Annotated in this window: 18 protein-coding genes, 1 pseudogene and 1 riboswitch; of the genes and pseudogenes, 4 read left to right on the top strand and 15 right to left on the bottom strand. The window is 44.7% G+C overall.

Going from position 1 to position 21,454, the window contains the following annotated elements:
- Positions 1 to 372 precede the first annotated feature (372 nt).
- Positions 373 to 1,601: pseudogene (locus tag DMB88_RS04690) on the top strand (nitrate/nitrite transporter).
- A gap of 185 nt (positions 1,602 to 1,786) precedes the next feature.
- On the opposite strand, the gene fabF reads toward DMB88_RS04690, so the two are convergent.
- A complete protein-coding gene (gene fabF / locus DMB88_RS04685; RefSeq protein WP_128100402.1) occupies positions 1,787 to 3,025 on the bottom strand; it encodes a beta-ketoacyl-ACP synthase II in 1,239 nt (412 codons plus the stop codon).
- 131 nt (positions 3,026 to 3,156) lie between these two features.
- Between fabF and DMB88_RS04680 the strand changes: the two genes are divergently transcribed.
- Positions 3,157 to 4,020 carry a helix-turn-helix transcriptional regulator gene (locus DMB88_RS04680; RefSeq protein ID WP_128100401.1) on the top strand — a complete coding sequence of 288 codons (864 nt, stop codon included), beginning with the start codon at positions 3,157 to 3,159 and terminating at the stop codon, positions 4,018 to 4,020.
- Positions 4,021 to 4,213: 193 nt separating this feature from the next.
- On the top strand, positions 4,214 to 4,888 hold the full coding sequence (locus DMB88_RS04675; RefSeq protein ID WP_128100400.1) for a response regulator transcription factor: 675 nt from the start codon (positions 4,214 to 4,216) through the stop codon (positions 4,886 to 4,888).
- 24 nt (positions 4,889 to 4,912) lie between these two features.
- On the opposite strand, the gene DMB88_RS04670 is transcribed toward DMB88_RS04675, so the two are convergent.
- The 13 genes from DMB88_RS04670 to DMB88_RS04615 form a co-directional block, all read right to left on the bottom strand.
- The gene (locus tag DMB88_RS04670; RefSeq protein WP_128100399.1) at positions 4,913 to 5,551 is read right to left on the bottom strand and encodes a response regulator; all 639 of its coding nucleotides are present in this window, start codon (positions 5,549 to 5,551) and stop codon (positions 4,913 to 4,915) included.
- A gap of 53 nt (positions 5,552 to 5,604) precedes the next feature.
- Positions 5,605 to 6,048: a hypothetical protein gene (locus DMB88_RS04665; protein ID WP_128100398.1), complete on the bottom strand. Its 444-nt coding sequence runs from the start codon at positions 6,046 to 6,048 to the stop codon at positions 5,605 to 5,607.
- Entirely contained in the window at positions 6,006 to 8,183 is a 2,178-nt protein-coding gene (locus tag DMB88_RS04660) for a sensor histidine kinase (RefSeq protein WP_128100397.1), read from the bottom strand. The genes DMB88_RS04665 and DMB88_RS04660 overlap by 43 nt, the downstream gene beginning before the upstream one ends.
- 88 nt (positions 8,184 to 8,271) lie before the next feature.
- Complete coding sequence (locus DMB88_RS04655) at positions 8,272 to 8,577, bottom strand: nitrogen regulation protein NR(II) (RefSeq protein ID WP_128100396.1); 306 nt, start codon at positions 8,575 to 8,577, stop codon at positions 8,272 to 8,274.
- A gap of 76 nt (positions 8,578 to 8,653) precedes the next feature.
- A complete protein-coding gene (locus tag DMB88_RS30785) occupies positions 8,654 to 9,601 on the bottom strand; it encodes a methyl-accepting chemotaxis protein (protein WP_368028318.1) in 948 nt (315 codons plus the stop codon).
- Positions 9,602 to 9,618: 17 nt separating this feature from the next.
- Positions 9,619 to 10,464 (bottom strand): HAMP domain-containing protein, encoded by an 846-nt coding sequence (locus DMB88_RS30780; RefSeq protein ID WP_254438453.1) that lies wholly within the window; start codon positions 10,462 to 10,464, stop codon positions 9,619 to 9,621.
- 577 nt (positions 10,465 to 11,041) lie between these two features.
- Positions 11,042 to 11,881 (bottom strand): MetQ/NlpA family ABC transporter substrate-binding protein, encoded by an 840-nt coding sequence (locus DMB88_RS04645; protein ID WP_128100395.1) that lies wholly within the window; start codon positions 11,879 to 11,881, stop codon positions 11,042 to 11,044.
- A gap of 65 nt (positions 11,882 to 11,946) precedes the next feature.
- Positions 11,947 to 12,615: a methionine ABC transporter permease gene (locus DMB88_RS04640; protein WP_128100394.1), complete on the bottom strand. Its 669-nt coding sequence runs from the start codon at positions 12,613 to 12,615 to the stop codon at positions 11,947 to 11,949.
- Positions 12,605 to 13,435: a methionine ABC transporter ATP-binding protein gene (locus DMB88_RS04635; RefSeq protein WP_128100393.1), complete on the bottom strand. Its 831-nt coding sequence runs from the start codon at positions 13,433 to 13,435 to the stop codon at positions 12,605 to 12,607. The genes DMB88_RS04640 and DMB88_RS04635 overlap by 11 nt, the downstream gene beginning before the upstream one ends.
- A gap of 169 nt (positions 13,436 to 13,604) precedes the next feature.
- Positions 13,605 to 15,878 (bottom strand): outer membrane protein assembly factor BamB family protein, encoded by a 2,274-nt coding sequence (locus DMB88_RS04630; RefSeq protein ID WP_128100392.1) that lies wholly within the window; start codon positions 15,876 to 15,878, stop codon positions 13,605 to 13,607.
- A gap of 116 nt (positions 15,879 to 15,994) precedes the next feature.
- The gene (locus DMB88_RS04625; protein WP_128100391.1) at positions 15,995 to 16,789 is read right to left on the bottom strand and encodes an energy-coupling factor transporter transmembrane component T family protein; all 795 of its coding nucleotides are present in this window, start codon (positions 16,787 to 16,789) and stop codon (positions 15,995 to 15,997) included.
- Entirely contained in the window at positions 16,764 to 18,320 is a 1,557-nt protein-coding gene (locus DMB88_RS04620) for an ABC transporter ATP-binding protein (protein WP_128100390.1), read from the bottom strand. Before DMB88_RS04620 ends, DMB88_RS04625 begins: the two co-directional genes overlap by 26 nt.
- Entirely contained in the window at positions 18,321 to 18,914 is a 594-nt protein-coding gene (locus DMB88_RS04615; RefSeq protein WP_128100389.1) for an ECF transporter S component, read from the bottom strand.
- A 283-nt stretch (positions 18,915 to 19,197) separates the two neighbouring features.
- A riboswitch (TPP riboswitch) is annotated at positions 19,198 to 19,306 on the bottom strand.
- A gap of 208 nt (positions 19,307 to 19,514) precedes the next feature.
- On the opposite strand from DMB88_RS04615, the gene DMB88_RS04610 reads away from it, so the two are divergent.
- Positions 19,515 to 20,468 (top strand): copper amine oxidase N-terminal domain-containing protein, encoded by a 954-nt coding sequence (locus DMB88_RS04610; RefSeq protein WP_164848609.1) that lies wholly within the window; start codon positions 19,515 to 19,517, stop codon positions 20,466 to 20,468.
- Between the two features lie 92 nt (positions 20,469 to 20,560).
- Here DMB88_RS04610 and DMB88_RS04605 read toward each other — a convergent pair whose 3' ends face one another.
- A complete protein-coding gene (locus DMB88_RS04605; protein ID WP_128100387.1) occupies positions 20,561 to 21,229 on the bottom strand; it encodes a pectate lyase in 669 nt (222 codons plus the stop codon).
- Between the last annotated feature and the right edge of the window lie 225 nt (positions 21,230 to 21,454).

Here is a 21,454-nt window from a genome sequence, read left to right as displayed (position 1 = left end):
ATCATTCGGAAAAGGGCACCGTTGCCTCCGGAATTTCACACGCCATTGTGTGAATTCATATTAGATTCAGATTAAGTTAAAATTTAAATGGTGTCAACAAAATTAACATAAAAAGAAGATAAAGCATTGAAAATTAGGTTATTTTAAATTACATGTAATTTTTGTTGACATACTCAAAATCCTTTTTTATAATTTGAATCAAAATCACAGTGCTGTGATCCTATCGGGTGCGGAAACACAATGACGTGTTACGCCAGTCGGCAAAGAGGCCGCAAATCGTTCAATGAATTGGACGATTTGTGGCCTTTTTCTATTGGATTACACACCACGTGTAAGAAATACTTTCAATTGGATGAGGAGCGATGATGGATGATGGAGAGCAAAAGTTTTTGGAAAAGCGGGCATAAGCCTACCCTCTTTGGCGCATTTTTGTATTTTGATATCAGCTTTATGATCTGGGGTATGCTTGGTCCACTGGCCGTTGTCATTGCCTTGGACTATCCAATGACTCCCCTGGAGAAGGCTAATCTCGTGGCACTCCCTATTCTGGGCGGCTCGATTCTTCGACTTGTACTCGGATTTATGTCCGATTATATTGGCCCGAAACGAACGGCTCAGATTGGTATGATTGTCACCATTATCCCTTATTATTAGGCTGGTTATGGGTAGAATCACTAAGCCAGTTATATGTAGTCGCACTTCTGCTCGGTGTAGCAGGCGCTTCATTCGCAGCAGCGTTGCCGCTTGCAGGACAGTGGTATCCTAAGGAACATCAAGGACTTGCGATGGGGATCGCAGGCGCAGGGAATAGTGGAACAGTGCTCGCTACATTGTTCGCTAACCGGTTAGCTACGCACTTTGGCAGTTGGGAAGTTGTATTTGGTCTAGCGATTATCCCAATCGTGATTGTATTTATCCTCTTTTCCATCTTCGCCCGTAACAGCCCGAATCGCCCTGAACCGAAGAAACTATCTCAATACGGAAGCTTGTTGAAGCAAAGAGATGCCTGGGTGTTCTGCGCATTCTACTGTGTAACCTTTGGTGGTTTCGTTGGATTATGCAACTACCTGACTATCTTTTTCAATACTCAATACGGACTGTCACCTGTTCGTGCAGCAGATATCACTACCTTTTGCGTTATTGCAGGCAGCTTCTTCCGACCTGTTGGCGGTTATCTGGCAGATAAACTCGGCGGGACACGCATGTTAACCTTCCTCTATACAGGAGCGTGTATCATGCTGGTAGGTGTCTCCTTTATCCCTCCACTTCCTGTGGTTGTCGTAATGTTATTCCTAGGTATGATGTGTCTTGGTGCCGGCAATGGTTCGGTGTTCCAACTGGTTCCTCAACGGTTTGGCAATGAAATTGGACTCATGACCGGAATTGTTGGTGCAGCCGGTGGACTTGGCGGATATGCGCTGCCTCTCATTCTTGGCCAACTGTATAGCTCGTACCAATCGTATACGCCAGGCTTTGTCATCCTCAGTTTGATCGCTGCGGCATCCATGCTGTTAGTGCTGGTTATGCAATCCAAATGGCGTGCTCACTGGTTGAAAGGTTCCGTTACGAAACAAGCAGATGCTCCCTCCATATCCTCCTGATGACACCCGAAAATGGATTGCGGTATGGCATGGGTTGAAAATTTTGCATACAAAAAACAGCGACTGCCTTGTGTGGCAACGCTGTTTTTTTCATTTAATTACTTGAATGTTACTTCTAATTGCCCGAATGTTACTTCGTCTCGTAGTTTCGTTATCTCGTCAGTTGGTTGAAGACACTCAACAACTCAAGCCTCAACCTTTTGAAACACTAATACCGCGTTATGTCCACCAAAACCAAACGAATTGGACATCCCGATCTTCACATCGGCCTCTCTGGCCTCATTAGGAACATAATCCAAGTCACATTCAAGGTCTGGCTCTACCTGGTTAATCGTTGGTGGAATAACCCCATGTCTCAACGTCTGAATGAGAGAGATCGCTTCCGCACCACCAGCCGCACCGAGCATATGGCCGGTCATCGATTTATTCGCAGTCACTGGGATTCGATAAGCTACTTCGCCGAATAGCTTCTTGATCGCTCGGGTCTCGGAAAGATCACCTGCTTCTGTGCTTGTTGCATGTGCATTGATGACATCCACATCCTCGGGGTTGAGATTAGCATCCTTCAATGCAGCCCTCATTGCCAAAAACGCTCCTCTTCCTTCCGGATGGGTGGCAACCATGTGGTATGCGTCTGAACTCGCGCCATAACCAACAATTTCAGCCAGAATATGAGCACCTCTAGCAAGCGCATGAGACAGTGATTCCACCACAACGATTCCAGCACCCTCAGCCATCACGAAGCCATCTCGACCTGCATCAAACGGACGACTCGCTGCCTTCACCTCTTCATTACGCGTAGATAATGCCGTTGCGTTAGCAAAACTCGCCAATGCAACCTCAGTCACAGCAGCCTCTGTGCCTCCTGCAAAAATGACGTCAGCTCCGCCATGTCGAATTAACCGAAAAGCTTCTCCAATCGCTGTATTACCGATAGAGCAAGCGGTCACTGGCGAGAGCGTTGGCCCCCAACATCCAAATCTCATGCTGATCATCGATGCCGCCATGTTCGAGATCATCATCGGTACGAGGGTAGGACTGACTCTTCCCGAACCTCGCTCCGTAAGCAGGTTGCTTTGTTCAACCAAGGTCTGGATTCCTCCAATGCCGGAACCAACATATACACCTACTCGCTCACGTTCTAGCTTCTCCAGATCCAGACCCGATTGCGTTAAGGCCTGTTCTGCTGCTGCAACGGCAAATTGGGTGAAGCGATCCATACGGCGAGCCTCTTTACGTCCGAATAGCTGCTCCCCATTAAAGTCTCGAACCACACCTGCCATTTTAGATTTATATTGTGTCATGTCATACGTATCAATAAGTGAAATTCCTGATTTGCCCTCAACAAGGCTATTCCAAAATGGTTCCACTTCATTCCCCAAAGGAGAGATAATTCCCATTCCTGTAATTACAACACGCTCCATCTTCTTTCCCTCCAGCATGTATACAAAATTAAGTTCGATTTAATATTGTCATGGGTGTTATCCTATTACAAGTTGTTGTTTATCCTAGTATAATGACCACTAGGATAATGGATTAGATGGAGGGTGAACTCGTGAATCATGACGCTAGGCTTCAAGCTCTATCTTCATTTATGAAAACCCAGCGTGCCAAAATATCGCCAGAATCCGTCGGTCTGCCTATGGGCACTCGGCGAAGAACACCTGGTTTACGGCGGGAAGAAGTAGCTCAACTAGCCGGAGTAAGCACCACTTGGTACACCTGGCTGGAACAGGGACGGGATATTCAGGTATCTCATTCCGTGTTGGATAATATCTCGACGGCTCTCAGGTTAACACCAGATGAACGCAAATATTTGTTTTCGCTAGCATTGGAGCATCAGGCAGCAGCACATATTGCAGAGGAAGAACCACTGCAGATCAGTCCACCATTGCAACGGATTCTCCGTGATCTGGAGCATTGCCCAAGCATCATCTCTGATCGGCGATGTTACATTGTTGGATGGAACGATGCAGCGAGACATGTATTTATTGATTTTGACCTCATTCCACTTGAACAACGCAATATGATTCGACTGTTATTTGAACGTAAGGAGTTCCGTAGACTTGCTGTGAACTGGGAGCATTTTGTTAGCGGGTTTCTGGCGATTTTCCGCGCCTATTATGGTCAGTATGTAGAGGATGAATGGTATAATTTATTTTTGGACGAGATGATGGATCAATATCCAGACTTCCGGACACTGTGGACACAGAGTAGTGTCAGCAGTGCCCCTGACGTTCTCATTGAGTTTAGACATTCTAAGGCAGGCAAGATGTTATTTGACCTTACCTCCTTACAAATTCATGGCAGTTCTGATCTACGCTGTAGCATCTATACACCTGCAGCGGATACAGCTACTGAACAGAAGCTCATGCATCTCATGGAGCGTGATCCGAGAATCCTCGGAGACTCATTATAACCAGACTTGATGCTACTCTCACACCAGCGTGGCTCTAATTAATATTAAAATCAACTAGAATGAAAACTACATTTCGGATAGCGTCCATCCCATCCTTGACATCATCCCTCGTAAGTATAGATTATCAGGTAGATTAAGGTGCATTTAGGACAGTTAGCCCACTTCCACATCGTGGATTTTAGAAAGGAACATCATGACCAAAGTGCTTATAATAGAAGACGACAATATGTTAGGTGACACATTATCCCTGTATCTCCAAGGGGAAGGATATGACGTAATTCGTGTCGATAACGCAAGAGATGGTCTTCTACAGCTTCAAGCGCTGCCTGATATCATTCTTCTTGATTTAATGCTCCCCGACCTGGGAGGTAAGAACCCTTGTCTGCTCATTCGAGAGCATACAACTACACCTATGATTGTCATCTCATCGTTAACTGATATCTCTGAACGAATTCGTTCCTTATCCGATGGAGCCGATGACTATGTATGTAAACCCTTTAGTATGCAAGAGCTTAAGGCACGCATAGAAGCTGTGCTACGACGAACGGCTATACATCACAACTCCATCATGTCTAAGGAGCAGACGGGAATCTCTCTTGATTTGGAACGTAGAACGATTCTGCTCAATCATCGGAAGATTGAAACTACATTCTCTGAATTTGAAATTATGAAGCTCTTTGTCCTTAATCCAGGCAGAGTATACAGTCGCTATGCCTTAATTGAAGCCATTCGTGGTTTGGATGCTTATATTAATGATCGTACCATCGATGTTCACATTGCCAAATTACGCAAAAAAATCGAAATCAACCCAAAAAACCCCCAATATATTCACACGATCTGGGGGGTGGGATATAAGTTTACACCATAATATTAACTATTCGCTATAGCTGCTTCACCATGGTAAAGACGCAATGATCATATTAATCTCTTGTTGCACCCGCTCTAGCTGTGCAGCCACATCGGCTCTAGGTGACAGATTAACTAAACATGTCTCCAGTTCAAGAACATGGTTCAATAACTTTTCGGCATGCAGGTTCGCAGCAACGCCTTTGAGTGAATGAACATTGCGAATCGCATCATCCAGCCGATGGTATTGAAGCTGCATCTCCACCTTTTTCTGAAATAAACTATACTCCGCCTTGAACTTCGTAAGCGCATATTGTAAGATATGCGGCTTCTCGCCCATCTGGTTAATGGCCTGCTCTACATGCATACCTCTAATCTCTTTCAACCCTTTCAGATTGATCCATATTGTTAATTTTTCTGTGATTTGTTGCTCATTGATGGGTTTAAGTAAGATGCTATTCATTCCCACTTCAAGACATTTCTCATAATCGCTTTTTAACCCATTTGCCGTTAGCGCAAGGATCGGCGTATGATCATACTGCCTAATCTGACGAATTTTTCGTGCTGTATCGAACCCATTCATTTCAGGCATATACAGATCCAGCATAATGAGTTTCCATTTCTGTTCATCCAGCCTCTTCATGACTTCTTGTCCATCGGCTGCCAAAGTGACTTCAAAACCCATATGTTCAAGTGTTGCGCGTATGGCAAGTTGGTTAATTTCATGATCTTCTGCAACTAAAATATGTCCTTTATGTGTATAGGCGAATCACCTAGATCATTGTCCATTCGTTCTTGCTCCAATGCCCCATTTCCTTGAAGCGTAAGCAACGCCTCAAATAAGCCTAAACGTGTGAGTGGTTTGAAAAGCATGATATCTGGACGGCTTAAATCGCCCTCTTCCCACATATCATGCTCGCTGAACGGATGGGTGTATCCGAGCACCTTGACTTTTGTCCGATCAAGGTTTTCAATAAAGCGGTTCCAATCCCTCTCGTTGCCCCTCTCTATGATGTCCATATCAATCATGAATAGCGCATATGTTCCATCATGATCAGAAGTAAACTCACGACTTGCTGCTATTTCAGGTAGTTCAGGATATGACACGGCATGAACACCAAAGGAATGCATCATCTGAATCAAGCTTTCACCCAGTCGTTGATTATCTTCAATGATCGCCACATCATAGGCTGCAGTTGAGGATACATGCGAAGGAAGAAATTCTCTTCCGTATCCGCCAAATCCAGTACCAACTCGAAGGAAAAACGACTATATTCTCCCTGTACACTGTCTACTTGCAAAGTTCCTCCCAATGAGCTCACGAGATGATAACAGATGGTTAACCCTAGACCCGAACCTCCATATTTTCGGTACGTTGATGGATCTCCCTGTGTGAAGGGTACAAATAACCGCTCCATGTGCTCCGGTGCTATACCGATGCCCGTATCCTCTACAACAAACCGAACAAGCGCTTGCTCTGTATCCAGCGATATGAGCTCAGCCTGGACAAGAACATGACCGTGCTCTGTGAATTTGATCGCATTGCTGAGTAAATTCAGCAGAATCTGTTCGAGCCGCACTGGATCACCCAACACACGCAATGGCAGATCTGGATCTGTATTGAAGATGACATCTATATTTTTGTACCCCACTGCCGCACCGGCTTGATCAGCAATGCCTTTGAAGAAGGTTTCCAGAAAAAAGGGTACCCTCTCAATGGTCAGCATGCCTGCTTCAATTTTGGAAAAATCCAGAATATCATTCACCAAGGTAAGCAGGGATTGGGAAGACGAATTAATTTTATTCAGATACTCCATTTGCATGGTGTTAAGACCTGTACGTTGAAGCAATAATGTAAAACTGATGATGCCGTTAAGCGGAGTACGAATCTCGTGGCTCATTAATGCGAGAAAATTGCTTTTTGCCTGACTGGCCTCGTCAGCCTTCAAGCGTTGAACCTGATCTGTGATATCATGAAACACACCCTTGATTCGCTCTGTAGAGTTCACCATCTGAATGGGATGTAAGTGCACCCGGTAATGTTGTAACTGCCCTTCTCCGAGCCTCAGGCTAAGCTCCATCTCTTGAGAAGACTGATTATACAAGGATTGTTGCAAAAGTAACGACCAGTTCTCCAACTCTTCAATCGTAATCAAGTTCTCAAGTCGCTGTGCGAAGACCTGTTCCTTGCTGGTCTGAAGCGCATCGAGAAACCTCTGATTCACTGACACAATGCGTTTCTCCGCATCAAATCCGACAAACCAATCCTGTGAGACACGCTCCAACGTTCGATAACGCTCTTCACTCTCTTGAACTCTTCGTTTCACGGCATGATGTTCCGTAATATCAAGCCCGTGACCGATTATATACTTCACTTCGCCGTCTTCCAGTAGAGGCTGTATCTTCACAATCGCATAATGACCCCTATATTCAAACTCATAGAATAAGGACTCTCCTTGCCAAGCCCGCTCATATTGTGCAATCAGAAAATCCATTTTTTCCTTAGGTAGAAGGCTCGTTCCTCCACGTTTGTTCTTTTCCATTACGCTTTTCATATCCAAGCCCATGCGGGAGAGCATCTCCCCTTCTAATACAACATATTCAAAATTAGCGTTTCGCTTCTGTATTTTAAAGGCAAAGCCAGTCTGCATACGCAGCATCTCTAGCATTTCCCGATCATTCTGAATAACGAGTAGGCGATAATTATGGTTCTGATTAAGATAATGCAAAAATAACGAAACTAATAAAATACACGCACTCTGAAATGACAAATGAATGCTCAAAATGGGCAGAGACAGTGACTGTATTTCACCTACAGTGAAGATATACACCGAGTTCAGCAGCACTGCTCCACATATCCATTTCAGCACAAAATGCCTAACATACTTGAAGATCAGACATATAACGATGACAAAGAGGATCTCAATAATTAAAAATTCTAAATTACCGAATTGAGGGGTAACACCGATAGCTAATCTGAGGCTTAACATTAACGCAAAAGTGACAAACGCAGAAAGACTTCCTCCAAAATATGCGGCTAAAAAATACACACTTGCTCTAAAGTTTAATAATGAACCATCACTGATCTGAATCGTAAAATAATACAAAGCCGTACCAAGAACGCTATAAAGAACACCAACAACCATTCGATTAACAATGAAAGAAACACGCTTCGTACTCGTCTGGTTCGTATAATAATGTGTGAGAAAAACGAAGATCAGAATCAACGTAATATTCAGTACAAGATCGCGTAGCAATAGGTCACCGTCCAAATCGCGGATTCTGGTATTTGCAAACGTGAACTTGACTGCATTCACGTTTGCAGCTTCCAATTAAACAAATCATATTATGCCAATCTCTCTTAATCAATTAAACTATTTTTAATCTTAACCTCTATATAACCACTTACTTACACAAGTCATTGAAAATAGTAATATAAAAGATAGAATCGTCTAAATAAACAGAGGTTATTGTGACTTCTGCTTCCCAAATCTCCTGGTTGGATTTTGCAATTTGGGCAACACCAGACCATGTCTGATTCCCTCTCCAATGTGTATCAATTTCCAATCGAGCAGGCTGCCCAACCATGTGCTCCCTGGTACAACCCGTTTTGGCTTCATAGATGGAGTTCACCTCCAGAATTACACCATGTTCATCAGTAATCATGACAGCATCCTCTAACAATAAAAAAGTTTTAAGTTCTAGTTGCATCGCAACTACCTCCCTTGATGTAACATGATGTAAATGAATTTATCCTTCGGAGAACACGTCTATATCCTATATGGATTTAATACTTAAATTTTTGAATGAGACCTTGTAAGTGCTCCGCCATAGACGTTAAGCTGCGTGCTGACGATGAAATCTCCTCCATCGCTGCTAGCTGCTCCTCTGACGAGGCCGCAACTTCTTCGGACGTTGCCGCATTAGCTGACGCAATGCCTGCCAACTCTCTAGAGATCGCTGCTACTTCCTGCACTCCTGCTGTAATCTCCTGTGACGTCGCGGCAATCTCTTCAATCTGTGGTGTCGTATCTCTCATGCTACTCAGAATGTATTCAAACTTCTGAATGGCTTCTGTTGAGATGATCATGCCATCACCCACCTCTGTTGTTACCTTTGCCATCATGCGAACTGAGGCAGCCATATCCTCCTGAACCGCATTGGTGAGGGCGGTGATCTCACTCACGGATTGTTGGGATTGTTCAGCCAACACGCGTACTTCACCCGCTACAACGGCAAAACCGTTACCATGCTCGCCTGCACGAGCAGCTTCAATTGATGCATTAAGAGCAAGCAGATTTGTCTGCTTCGCTATATTACCGATCAGTTCTGTAATCGCAGAAATCTGGTTAGAACGTTCATGTAATGCCTGAATCAGTTGATTCGTCTCTGCTACGGTGTTCTGAATGGAATGCATCTGGCTAACGGTCTGTTTGACCGCTTCTCCGCCTTCTTCCGCTTGAATTGTTGTATTCTTCGCTAAATCGGCGACTCGCATAGAGCTTTCTGAGATACGAGTAATGCCTACCGTCATTTCGTTCATCGCTCCATGATTATGTTCGATGCCACTGGTCTGTCTCTCTGCACCGCCCGCAATTTCCTGAATGGCTCGTGCAACCTGCTCACTGGCTGCACTGGTCGATTCTGCACTCTGTGTCATTTCCTCTGAGGAAGCAACAACCTCGCTTGCGCTTTTCTCGACATTTTGAATCAACAATCGTAGATTACTCTGCATTTTTCCAAACGCATCGCTCAGCTCGCCGATCTCATCATGACTTGTACTAACAATCGTCTGGGTAAGGTCCCCTCACTCACTTGGATCGCTTGGTCTTTCAGACGGCGAATCGGTCGAACGATAGAACGCATCACCAGCAAGATAATGACACAGCCCACGATAAGACAAGCTGAAATAATAATCATCATACGCTGCAAAATAGGGGCAGCCGCAGTATCGATTTCAGAGGAATACATCGTTCCAGCCACTTTCCACTCTGTTGATGCATTGGTATCGAAGTACATAATTTTCTCATCTTGACCAAAAGTATAGTTGAATTGCCCCGACTTATTCTCATACACTTGTGTCCACATATCTTCTGTGGCATCTGCTCCAGCAGACAGAGTTGGATGATAAATATACTTTTTACTGCTATCCAGCAAAATCATATATCCCTGTTCTCCCACCTTAATCCCGCTAACTAAACTACTAATGTCAGTCAAATCCAGATCCAACTCAACCACACCAGATCTGTCACGAAGCGCCTTTGCAATGGTGATGGTAACCTCATTTGTTTCAGCAGAAGTATACGGATCACTTACAATGACTTCATCCGGGTTTCCCATCGCTTCGATATACCATGGTCTTGTTCTTGGATCGTAGCCCTCTGGCATGTTCAGATCAGATGACTTTAGGAAGGCGCCTTCCTCTGTCCCCAAGCCGATCATAATAATATCTTTATTCTGACCCGCATAGTCTTTCAATTCGTTAACCATCGATGTCTCCGCATCTTCTTGACCCTTCATTCCGGTAAGCTTATCTGCATAGAATTCAATGTGATTACGCTTCGCATTTATTACAATATCAATGGTCGAATTCGCCAAATTAACGTTCTCTGTAGCACTATGTAAAATTTGTTTTTCTATTTCGGCTCTTGCATTGTTATATGCTAATATTCCTACGAGCAACGAAGGTATAACCAAAAAAGCGATTAATGACAGCGCTAGCTTAGCCTTAAAGTTTTTATGAATTTTATGAAATGAAATCAACTTCCTCTTTATTTTCACCAAGTTTCTCTACCTCTTCCGACATTTATTTATTTTAAATCGTTTCATCCATTCGGATGTACCTTCTACTCCTTTCTTCTGGACATGACAGCACCCGTTCTACTAGACGTACTACATCCATAGAAAAAATAGGTCTAACAACTGCAAAACGACACTTTTCTCATCGAAAAATCTCTTGTTTTTCGCTTTTCCTAATGCTTAAGAACTATTTTTCCAAGCTAATTATAAGAAAAAGTTATTAAATAAAGTAAATTCGTGATATGACTAAAATGTTAAGTTTTTAAACACTTATTAACAAAAGTGTCTATCTTCTCAATGATCAAAAAAAGACCTGAGCATCATCGCTCAGATCTTTAAGTCTGTTGTATTAAATTTATGTGTTCGGAGTCAACCCTTATTCAAATGCCGGAATTGCGATATCAGCATAGTTCTCTTCGAAGAACGCTTTTACCTCAGGGCCAGCCATACGTTTAGCCAATTTCTGAATGGCTTCAGAGTCTTTATTATCTTCACGAGCAACCAATGTGATGGCAAAATGAGAATCATCCTTCTCCGTGAAAAGTGCATCCTTCTTCGGCGTAAGCCCCAGTGGACTTGCATAAGCAGGTGTCATCGCAACCAGATCTGCATCATCTAACATACGAGCCAGCATCAACAGATCCACTTCCTTAAACTTGAAGTTCTTAGGATTTTCAATAATATCCGATGGTGTAGCATCGAAGCCTACGCCCTCTTTGAGCTTAATCAAACCATTCTGCTCCATCATGACCAAGGAACGTCCTATGTTCGAAGGATCATTGGCAATCGCAACCGTTGCTCCATCCGGCAGTTCATCCATTGACTTGTATGTTTTGGAATACGCACCATAGATCGCATTGTAGATAGGTTGAACGCCTACCAGATTGGAGTTATGCGCTTCATTATATTGAGTCATATAGGGCAAATGCTGGAAAAAGTTGGCGTCCACCTCTTTGTTCGCTAGCGCTGTATTCGGCTGCACATTATCAGACAAAACTACAACTTCCAGATTCACACCATCTTCTTTCAACAAAGGTTTTACAATGTCCAACACATCCGTCATCGGCGGAATCAATGTAGCCACTTTCAATGTAACTTCCTGTGTTGCCCCGTTATCTGTGTTCGTTCCTTCCGCCGCAGGTGCTGCTTCCTTCTGACCGCAACCGGCTACTACAAGCATCACTGCAAGCAGTGTGAGCATTAATTTCGCTTTCATTTCATCATTAACCCCTTCATTATGTAGTCTGTGTGTGACATGTTCATTTCGACCTCATTATACGCTCAAGATCGACGATCAAGCCAGCGTGATAACCTGCTGCCTGCATATTGAATCGTCTGTACCAAGATAATCATAATGATAATCGTAAATACCATAATATCCGTTTCGTACCGCTGGTAACCATACCTAATCGCAAAATCACCAACACCGCCGCCTCCAACGATACCCATCACTGTGGAGTAGGAGATAAAACTGATGGTCGCCGTCGTAAGACCCAATACAAGACTTGATCGCGCCTCCACATAAAGGAATTTCACGACAAGTTGTATGGTTGATGCTCCCATCGATGTTGCAGCTTCCACGACGCCTTTGGGTACATCGAGCAACGCCTGTTCAACGAGCCTAGCGTAATAAGCAATGGCAATGACCGATAGTGGAACAGATGCCGCAAGTGTACCGATAGACGTGCCCACCACAATCCGTGTGAACGGAATCATGAATACAACGAGCAGCAGGAAAGGAAACGAACGAATAATATTAACCAGGCTTCCGAGAATCGTAAACAACGGTTTATTTTCGTATCGCTGACCCCTTCTGAACAAATACAGCAACGTTCCCAGAGGCAACCCGATCAGAACAGCTGCCCCAATGGAGATGCCGACCATGACAAAGGTATCTCCGATCGCTTGCCATATCTCATCCTGATATTTGATCACGGATTCAGGTATCATGCTTACGTCCCCCTTGTTCCGTGTGACCTGAGACTGAGCCAGTCCACTCTGGCTTACTCTCCGCCTCATCATACAACAATAATGATGTCAGCATGTCGGGCTGAGGTTCTGGAATGCTGTCGACCTCTGCTTCAGATAATGTTCTGATGATACGCCCTTCTCTCATCACCGATATTTGATGGCAGAGCCTGCGTGCAACCTCCATCTCATGGGTAACCACAACAATCGTCACACCTAGTGTCTGGTTCACATGACGAAGTACATCCAGAATTCCATTCGTGGTCTGCGGGTCGAGTGAGGATGTAGGCTCATCGCAGAGCAGGACACTGGGACGACTAGCAAGCGCTCTGGCAATCGCCACACGTTGCTTCTGACCGCCGCTTAACTGTGCAGGATACTGCTTCGCTTTATCCTCAAGGCCGACAAATCTCAAGACCTCCATGCCCCGAGCAGTCCGCTCAGTACGGGATGACCCACCTGCCAGCTCCAAAGGCATACAGACATTACCAATCACGGAGCGATTGCTAACCAGATTAAAATGCTGAAAGATCATCCCGATGGATTGACGAGCTTGACGAAGATGTTGTTCGCTCATCCCCGTAAGATTCTGCCCATTCACAAGTACATCGCCTTCATCCGGTTTCTCCAGCCCATTAAGCAGCCTTAGCAGCGTAGATTTGCCCGCACCACTGGCACCGATAATGCCATGGATCTTGCCTTGTCCTATCTCAAGCGAGACAGAGCTTAACGCCTCGAACCCCTGATCTGCACGTTCGCCCCGCTCGTAATAACGTTTGCTTACTCCGTATAATGAAATCATGGAGATTCCTCCCGCGATTAATCGTGCATGGTTCTTCGCGAACACATGAAGAAAGCCCGCACAGCCGATAACCGGAGCGCGAGCAATCCTGTTTATTTATAATAAATCAACATGAACTGTGAGACAACCCTTAAGGCTATTCCTATTAATGAGAGTTCATAAGAGATGGTTATTGAACAACCTCTGTTAATAAGTCTTGTGATTTAAATAAACTGAATCGCCCATTGGATGAGCCGATATAGACTTCATCTCCAATACGATTTATCGCTCCGTTCTTGGCCTGTCGATCTCTATGCTCTGGCTGGCCTGTAACAACATCATTCACCCTGCCTATCAGTTCTCCGTTTTGCGCGTTGAAGACGAGCAAATCTGCCCCCATAGGCAGCAGTAACTGATCATCAATGAGCGTGTAACTTCCCTGATTGATAGGGTGCCGCACCGCTCCTAATGTCTCCTTAACGCTCCAGCGTAATTTCCCCGTCTTATAATCCAGTGCAGCAGGAGAGCCATTCATAATCACGTATACTTGTTCATTGTCTACAAGGCCACGTTCAATCTTAGCGTTCACACTCCAACGCTTCTGTCCACGCTGTGGATCATAGAGTGTTGTTGTGAAATCTTCGTATTCACCGTACTGACTCCCTTTTTTATTTTCACGAATCAATACCATCCCATCGTTTAATACCTCGATCTGTTGTTCGTGTTTCGCTGCAAAATATTCCTGCTTCTTGCCTGTATTCAAATCGACCAGCGTCCACTGATCTGCAAGCAGCATCCAGCGTTCAGGCTTGGCACTCTGAAACGGATCTATACGATATATACCATCAAAATACGGATTGTTCTCTGGGTGATCTACCGTAGACTTCTTAGCTACGATATTCCAAACGACACGTCCTGTTAACGGATCAGCAGCCGTCAGTTTCCCTTTATCCCAATACAGCACATATGGATCTTCTGCACGCTGGTTCAACAATTGGTAGTCCTTGTTAAGCTTACGTGTCCACAATATCTTGCCATTCTTACTATGAAGTACGGATAGATGCCCACCATTGGAAGTTTCGCTCAGACGACTATCCACAACGACCACATTTTTCGCTGCCGTTATATAGTTCACTTCATATCCCTGTTTAGGATCGAAACCCCACATCACCTTACCATCATTCAGTCGGAGATGACGGACACGATCATTGTAGCTTTTCTTATCCGGATCATAATCTGTAAATATGGTAACATGCTCACGTTCAATATCCATCTGAGCCTGCTGTATACCATAACCGGCATTGACCTCCCATAGCTTCTCTCCAGAATGTCGATCCAGAGCATACATTGAACTTTCGTAATGGTTACCACTTAATCCACCATCGTCACCTTCCATTAAAAGCACATCCTCATTCGCCGCTTGAAGGAAGGTATAATTAATTCCGCCCTGGTTCGTCCAGATCGGCTTCCATGGCAGCGTCGCTGGCAGAACTTTGGCGTCTGTCTTGTTCGTGTATTCATACTCTTCACCGGTACTAAAATAATACTTATCCCAACTGTAAGTCTGTCCATTCTGTAAAATACGCCACTCTGTTCGAGCGATCTTGCCGGCCTGGGTAAAGGTAACAAGAAACTGACTATCCTTTCGTTCATACCGCCAAGTCTCGCCAATACTCATCTTCTGGTATGTATCGGAGAGATTGCTTGAATGCTCTTTCCAATCCGGTTCACCAAGCCACTGCTTCACCTGCTTGGAAGTTGCTGCCTTATTGAACTTTAGAAAGGTTAGATGTCTGATCGCTGTAGTGGTCAACGCCGAATTCTGCTGGAGCCAACCATCCTTTATATGTTCATGCTGGTCAATATCCTCTGCCTTAACCCAGAGCAGTGGCGGAAGGTACTCCAAACTATTCTTCGTCCAGTTGCGCGGCGTTATTGAGACACCATACCATCCATTCCATTTTTTTATTAGAAATGCTTCTTCAGCACCGATTGGCCAGCTTGTTTTGCTCTCTGGAGATAAATATAATTTACGGCCTGAATGCAGTTTGAAAGTCTGTGGAGTGACCGCTTCAATACTACGACTCTCTTTCGATGCATACCACGCCGGGAACCACACCGTTCCCCGATTCTCATCCTGAATCTTAATCCATTCCCCTTCTGCAGATCGTACCTTCCATTTCTCCATGTGGGTCGTGTACGATTGTAACTTCACGCTGTCCAGATCTTCACGGCGCTCTACTCTCTGGATGAACAAAGGTGTATTGGGCACAACCGTCACGGCTTCTCCCTGTTTATAATTAACTTGGGTAGGCTTAGCTTGCGTTACTGTAATTGAGCTTGGTTCTCCTCCAACATCCGTGCGATTATCCAGTAACCCACAGCCTGTAACGAGCATGAGGGATACCCCCATTACTGTAACCCATGGATACCTTGCTTTTACTCCGTTTGGCCCAATCTTCACGATGTTCACTCCACTCAAATAGAAGTTATTTCCATTAAAGACGTTTTGAACAAAGAAAAGTTACCCATTGAATCAAATTTAATTTCCCTGCTCACTTGCATTCTCGTGTTCTCGTACTATCTGACGTCCACCAGATTAGGATGGTAAGGGTACAGGATTCCCAAGGCAAAGGCGATGGATAACATGATGACATAATACAATGTGAACCATAGATCAGCACGCGAGTAACCAACCTGCACATAATAGGTGCGACTTTGCCCTTCTGTGAACCCTTTTGCCTCCATCGCAATCGCCATTCGTTGCGCGCGCCTTATGCTCTGAGCAAGTAGAGGAATCGCGTACCGTTTCAACGTGCCATATAGGTTCCAGCGAGAACTACGCTGCTTCGTACCTCGAATACGAATCGCATAGCGTAACGTCTGAAATTCATCCAGCAGTATTGGCATCATACGCATCGCCGAAAGAAAGCTATACGCATACTTGGCTGGTAAACGCCATTGCTGCATTAATGAATAAAACAAACGAACAGGCTTGGTCGTAAGACCAAACAACAAACCCGCTGCTGCCATGCTTAAAGAACGGAACCCCAAATGAATCCCACGATAAAAGCTTTCTTCTGTAATATGAATAAGCCCCCAGCGGAACCAAGTGGTTTCTCCCTTACCAAACATCATCATTCCGGTAGAGGTGGAGATGAACACTAGAATAAAGGGCGAGGCGTATAAAAACAGCCTGTACCACGGATGACCTGACCAGCATAATAATAGCAGCATAACGATTGCTACATTAGCCATGATATTCAGATTGTGTATGAGAATGACCATAATAAACATCAGCGTCAGAGTAATCATTTTGAGACCGGGGTTGACCGCATGGAGCCAGGTTTCACGGTGTGGAAACGAGATCTGCATCCGTTAACCTCCCCTGATCAATCGTCCAGACATGTGTGCAATACCTCTTTACGATTTCCCGGTCATGTGTGACCATAATAATCGCCGTTCCTTGGCAACGTAGACGCTCCAGCTGTGACAGCATCGCGAATGTATTGCGGGCATCCTGACCAAATGTCGGTTCATCCAGCAACAGAATACGTTGCTCGCGTACCAGGGCAGAAGCAACACTTAACCGCCGTTTCTGTCCCATGGATAATTGATAAGGATGTCGATCCGTTAGATGCTGCAAGTTAAATTGCTCCAGCATGGCGTACGTCTGCTGATGTCGCTCTTCCGCAGAGAGCGTTCCATACAGAAGCGAAAATTCCACTTCATCCTTGACGGAATGAGCAACAAATTGAAATTCTGGATTCTGGAATACAAAAGCAATATGATCAGCCAATTTCTCCGTTTTCCCAGGTAATTGCCCTTCTACGCGATAATAACCAGTTGTTTTCAATATGTTCATGAGGGCTAATAACAAGGAGCTTTTGCCGGCACCATTGGCTCCAACGACCGCGATCCAGTCCCCATGCCACACCTGTGCCTGTTCAATCTCAATAAACTTCGTTTTCCCTCGCCACCCGGTGAATTGCCGTAATTCAAGTGCAGGCTTAGCATCTAGTGTACTCACTTTCACTGGATCAGTTAGGGAGCCTGTCTTGCCAGTTCTAGTATCAGATGCCTTTCGGTGATCCTCTGATGCTAGTCTATTACTTGATCGATGCAACCATTGCTCTTGTTTCCGATTTTGCCCATGTTCTTGTTCTTGCTCATCCCACACACCTGGATACCAAATTCCATAATCTCGCAGCATTTCACGATGGTTCGCAAAAATATGCTCCGCACAGTCGTCCGCGACAATCTTTCCGTCTGGTGACAGCACGATGATTCGATCTACTAATTCCACAATCTCATTAATTTTGTGTTCCACAATAATCAGCGTTTTGTTCTTCATAATCTGCTTCACTGTATCCCACACTTGCGCTGTTCCTTCCTCATCAAGTAATGCTGTCGGTTCGTCTAGAAACAGCACATCAGGTTGCATCGCAAGCATGGAGGCCATAGCTAGGCGTTGCTTCATGCCCTGGGACATCGAATGGATTAATTGACGATTCCGTTCGAAGTTTAATCCCACTTGGTTCAGGTATTGGCTAATCTGCTCAGGCATATGTTCACGTGGTATATTCCGGTTCTCCAGCACAAACGCAATCTCTTCATCCGTATAGGACATGCAAAACTGAGTATCTGGGTCTTGAAAAACAAACCCGGCTCGCTTCGGCACCTGAATATCATCACATTTCATCGGAATCTCTACCGAATTCGGAATGATGCCACTCAATATTTGTAATAACGTTGACTTGCCGGAACCACTCGGTCCAAGCAATAGTACCTTTTCCCCCTGGCGTACAGATAGAGACAAGCCTTGAAATAACAAGGCCTGCTCTCCAGGAAACTTGCATCTTAGATTAGTTACTCCTACAATCTGCGGGCGCTCTTCTTCATACATTTAGTCCAACGCCTCGTAATCCTGTTTCGATACAGGTCGAAGCGAACGTGTTACCCCAGTAAGCTCCAGCGCTTTGGCTAGATAATAAGCAAACACACCTGCAATGATAATACTTCCAAGGAAGCGGAAAGCGATAAACAAGGTATAATTCCATGCCGACAATGAATCGATGTATCCATACTGGTAGTCCAATATGAGCGAAGCCGCTGCTGCACCTACCGCTGCAAGGCAGGTTACCCACAGGTTTGTAAGACGATAGCGAAACGCTGCAAAAAAGACCTCGGCTCCTAGCCCCTGCAATAGTCCATAGACCAGCGTAGACATACCCCATTCACTTCCCAGAAAAGCACTTACCGTTGCTGCGGCAACCTCGGCTAATATGGCTACACCGGGTTTGCGAATCACAACAAAGGCAAAGGTTCCTGCCATAAACCACATGCCATAGATCATCTGCTCGGCATGAATGCCAAAAGGCTTCATTAGATCATAAGTTGGCCCCCATATTTTGTAGATCACGCCAAAAACAACCGCAATCACAATCGTTACTAAAATATCCGTTAACCTCAACTTATTACTACGCACTGCATTTCCCATGTGAACAACTTCCTTCCTTCGTGTTGTTTAGATTGGTAGAACACAAAAAAAGCCTCCCCGGTTTCCAGGCAGACCTACGTATCGTCATGGTGATCAGCAGTAGACAATGTACCAAAAATATAATAAGTGCATTTCATTACGTGATCGGACTCACATCCGTCATTATATTTTGCATAAGTTTACAGTGACCCTCTTAAACAGGATCGCAATATGTACATCCATAGATGATTGCAAAATAACTAGGCTTCGAAATGATACTTATTACGCTTTTCAACGTCTTGTTCACTGTGATTCTATGTTCTCTACGCTGGCATTACCCAGATCAGATATACGGTCAGCAGCACAAGGCCACCCTCTCAGCCCAACTTCATTGAGCACCCGGTTCACTTATTTCATTGCCTCTAATGTACACTATCTGGGTAATTGTAGCAATGCTATGTTCACTAAAACTACCTTGGTACGCTTACTAATCTAGTGTCTGAATCCACCTGCGAGCATTGTTTCGCTATAGATACGTTAGGTTAATGACAGAATGTAATTTGCAAGAATATGAAACTTTTGGGATATCCAGCCGTCTGTAAACTAGAAAGGAGATTGATTATGATGAAAACAATTCACTCAGCTTGGCAGCAGAAAAAATGGAAGATGATTCTTGCCGCCTCGATTCTCACCGCAGGTACGGCACCTGCTCTGCTGTCCCCCCATGTCGTGGAAGCAGCTACTAATCACAAACCCACGGCGTACATTAATAACATTCCAGCTTCCTATGACGTCGTCATTCGGCAAGGTGTCACCTATGTAGCACTGACCGAACTTCAATTCTTGGGCAACTATACATTCGGCTATAACAACAAAACTAAAGAAATTAGCATCCAGACCGATCGCGACAAATACATTCTTGCGCCTAACACCAAAACGATAACGAAAAATGGTCAAACAGCGACACTTACAGCAGCTCCTATTCTGGTCAATGGCAAAGCTATGCTCCCACTCCGAGCCATTGGCGATGCCTTTGGCGCCCAGGTTAGTTGGAATCAGGCCGCGAAGGAAGCTTACATCTATCAAACGGATACTGCCCTCGTTAAAGCATATAACGGCAACGATCTCGTGGCTGCGCGCGAGGCTGCAATTCATCTACCACGTTTCTCGAAGTTGGGACAACCTCGTCTGGAGCTACGTGAAGAGCGTGGTGATGTGGACTCCACCACAACCTATATATTTGAACAAGGAAAAAAAGATCGATTCTTCATTAACAAAAACAACGATCTAATCAGTTATTATGAGGTTAAAAACGGTCAGGCCTTACTCAAATGGCAAGCAAACATAGGTAACGGTTCCGGGACTCTTGGTGATCTATTCTTCGTCAAAACGAAGCCATATGCTGAAGCTGGAACACGCCCTTCATTAGCTGGTAAAACGATCGTGTCATTCCAGTACTCACTCATGGCCGAGGAAACCTCTTATACGGTCACCAACAAAGCCGGCTCGGTAGCTGAAGGGGCGGCTGTACCATCCAAAGGAAGTATCTTTGTTAACGCACCGGATGAAAAGTAGAAGTAGGAGCCTTATGGACATGCATGCTACCTCATCTAGCTGAAACTATAGGAAAAGGCATCCCACAGGATGCCTTTTATCTGTTCGCTACATTAATACTGCGTATTCCCTGATTGACTTGTATTGCCTGACGAGAACCCTTTGAACAATGTAGGCACCTTCGAATATCTGGTGTTCGTAATTTTCCCCTTCGTACTGCCGCTGTCTGTTCGCAAAATGGAATCCTTCACATTGGAAATGTTCGAATTATCTACATTCATGGTCACAGCATACGAGGTGCCTCCATTTTGACGAACAAGCTTGCCAATATCATCTGCTCTGAAATTTTTGATGTTAATGGTTCCGGATGCATTCATCTGAAATACTTTGTCATAGGCTTTGTAGGCTGCTCCGCCCGTGATGTTTACCGTTCCTGATGATTTCAAGGTCAATGCATCCTCTCCAACATCCTTCCAAGTGACATTCTCAATGTTACAGCTACCATAACAGTGCACGCCATCAGCTGCTGGCGCTTCAATGACCACGTTCTTCAATGTGGCGCCTGCCTCAAGGCGAAAGATAGGCTTTTGATTTTCTTTTTGACTGCCATCACCAAGTGTATTCGGATCGGCAGCGACGCTTTTCCCTTTTCCATCATACGTCTTGCCCTTCTCTACAACGATGGTTGTCTTCACAATCTCGGGAGCAGCAGAAGCAGGAATTGCACCAAATACGGAAGCGACCAGACCAACCGACAATAACACCGTTAACAATTTTTTCATCGAAAACGTCCTCCTCTATTCATATGGATTGGAAGCGCATAAGCTTACGCTTGTCCTCACGGTTCCCCAGATGTGCACCTCTGCTTGGAACGTATCCTGATCCTACCAAATAAGGAATGTAACGAGAATAATCATTAGATGATATGTCTTGGTATTCGCCTTGGAGCCTTCCTTATCAGCACATTACGTACGCTGGCTTATCCGGGCAGTATGCTATTCTGAACT

The organism is Paenibacillus sp. DCT19, from assembly GCF_003268635.1.
GTDB lineage: Bacteria > Bacillota > Bacilli > Paenibacillales > Paenibacillaceae > Paenibacillus.
This window is presented reverse-complemented; position numbering and strand designations above follow the sequence as displayed.

Bases quoted from the DNA above. Each gene is read 5' to 3' on its own strand.
- DMB88_RS04610 (WP_164848609.1), top strand. From the start codon at position 19,515: ATGATGAAAACAATTCACTCAGCTTGGCAGCAGAAAAAATGGAAGATG.
- fabF (WP_128100402.1), bottom strand. From the start codon at position 3,025: ATGGAGCGTGTTGTAATTACAGGAATGGGAATTATCTCTCCTTTGGGG.
- DMB88_RS30785 (WP_368028318.1), bottom strand. From the start codon at position 9,601: ATGCAGAGTAATCTACGATTGTTGATTCAAAATGTCGAGAAAAGCGCA.
- DMB88_RS04635 (WP_128100393.1), bottom strand. From the start codon at position 13,435: ATGATTTCATTATACGGAGTAAGCAAACGTTATTACGAGCGGGGCGAA.
- DMB88_RS04670 (WP_128100399.1), bottom strand. From the start codon at position 5,551: ATGGGTTTTGAAGTCACTTTGGCAGCCGATGGACAAGAAGTCATGAAG.
- DMB88_RS04640 (WP_128100394.1), bottom strand. From the start codon at position 12,615: ATGATACCTGAATCCGTGATCAAATATCAGGATGAGATATGGCAAGCG.
- DMB88_RS04625 (WP_128100391.1), bottom strand. From the start codon at position 16,789: ATGCAGATCTCGTTTCCACACCGTGAAACCTGGCTCCATGCGGTCAAC.
- DMB88_RS04645 (WP_128100395.1), bottom strand. From the start codon at position 11,881: ATGAAAGCGAAATTAATGCTCACACTGCTTGCAGTGATGCTTGTAGTA.
- DMB88_RS04655 (WP_128100396.1), bottom strand. From the start codon at position 8,577: ATGCAACTAGAACTTAAAACTTTTTTATTGTTAGAGGATGCTGTCATG.
- DMB88_RS04605 (WP_128100387.1), bottom strand. From the start codon at position 21,229: ATGAAAAAATTGTTAACGGTGTTATTGTCGGTTGGTCTGGTCGCTTCC.
- DMB88_RS04620 (WP_128100390.1), bottom strand. From the start codon at position 18,320: ATGTATGAAGAAGAGCGCCCGCAGATTGTAGGAGTAACTAATCTAAGA.
- DMB88_RS04615 (WP_128100389.1), bottom strand. From the start codon at position 18,914: ATGGGAAATGCAGTGCGTAGTAATAAGTTGAGGTTAACGGATATTTTA.
- DMB88_RS04675 (WP_128100400.1), top strand. From the start codon at position 4,214: ATGACCAAAGTGCTTATAATAGAAGACGACAATATGTTAGGTGACACA.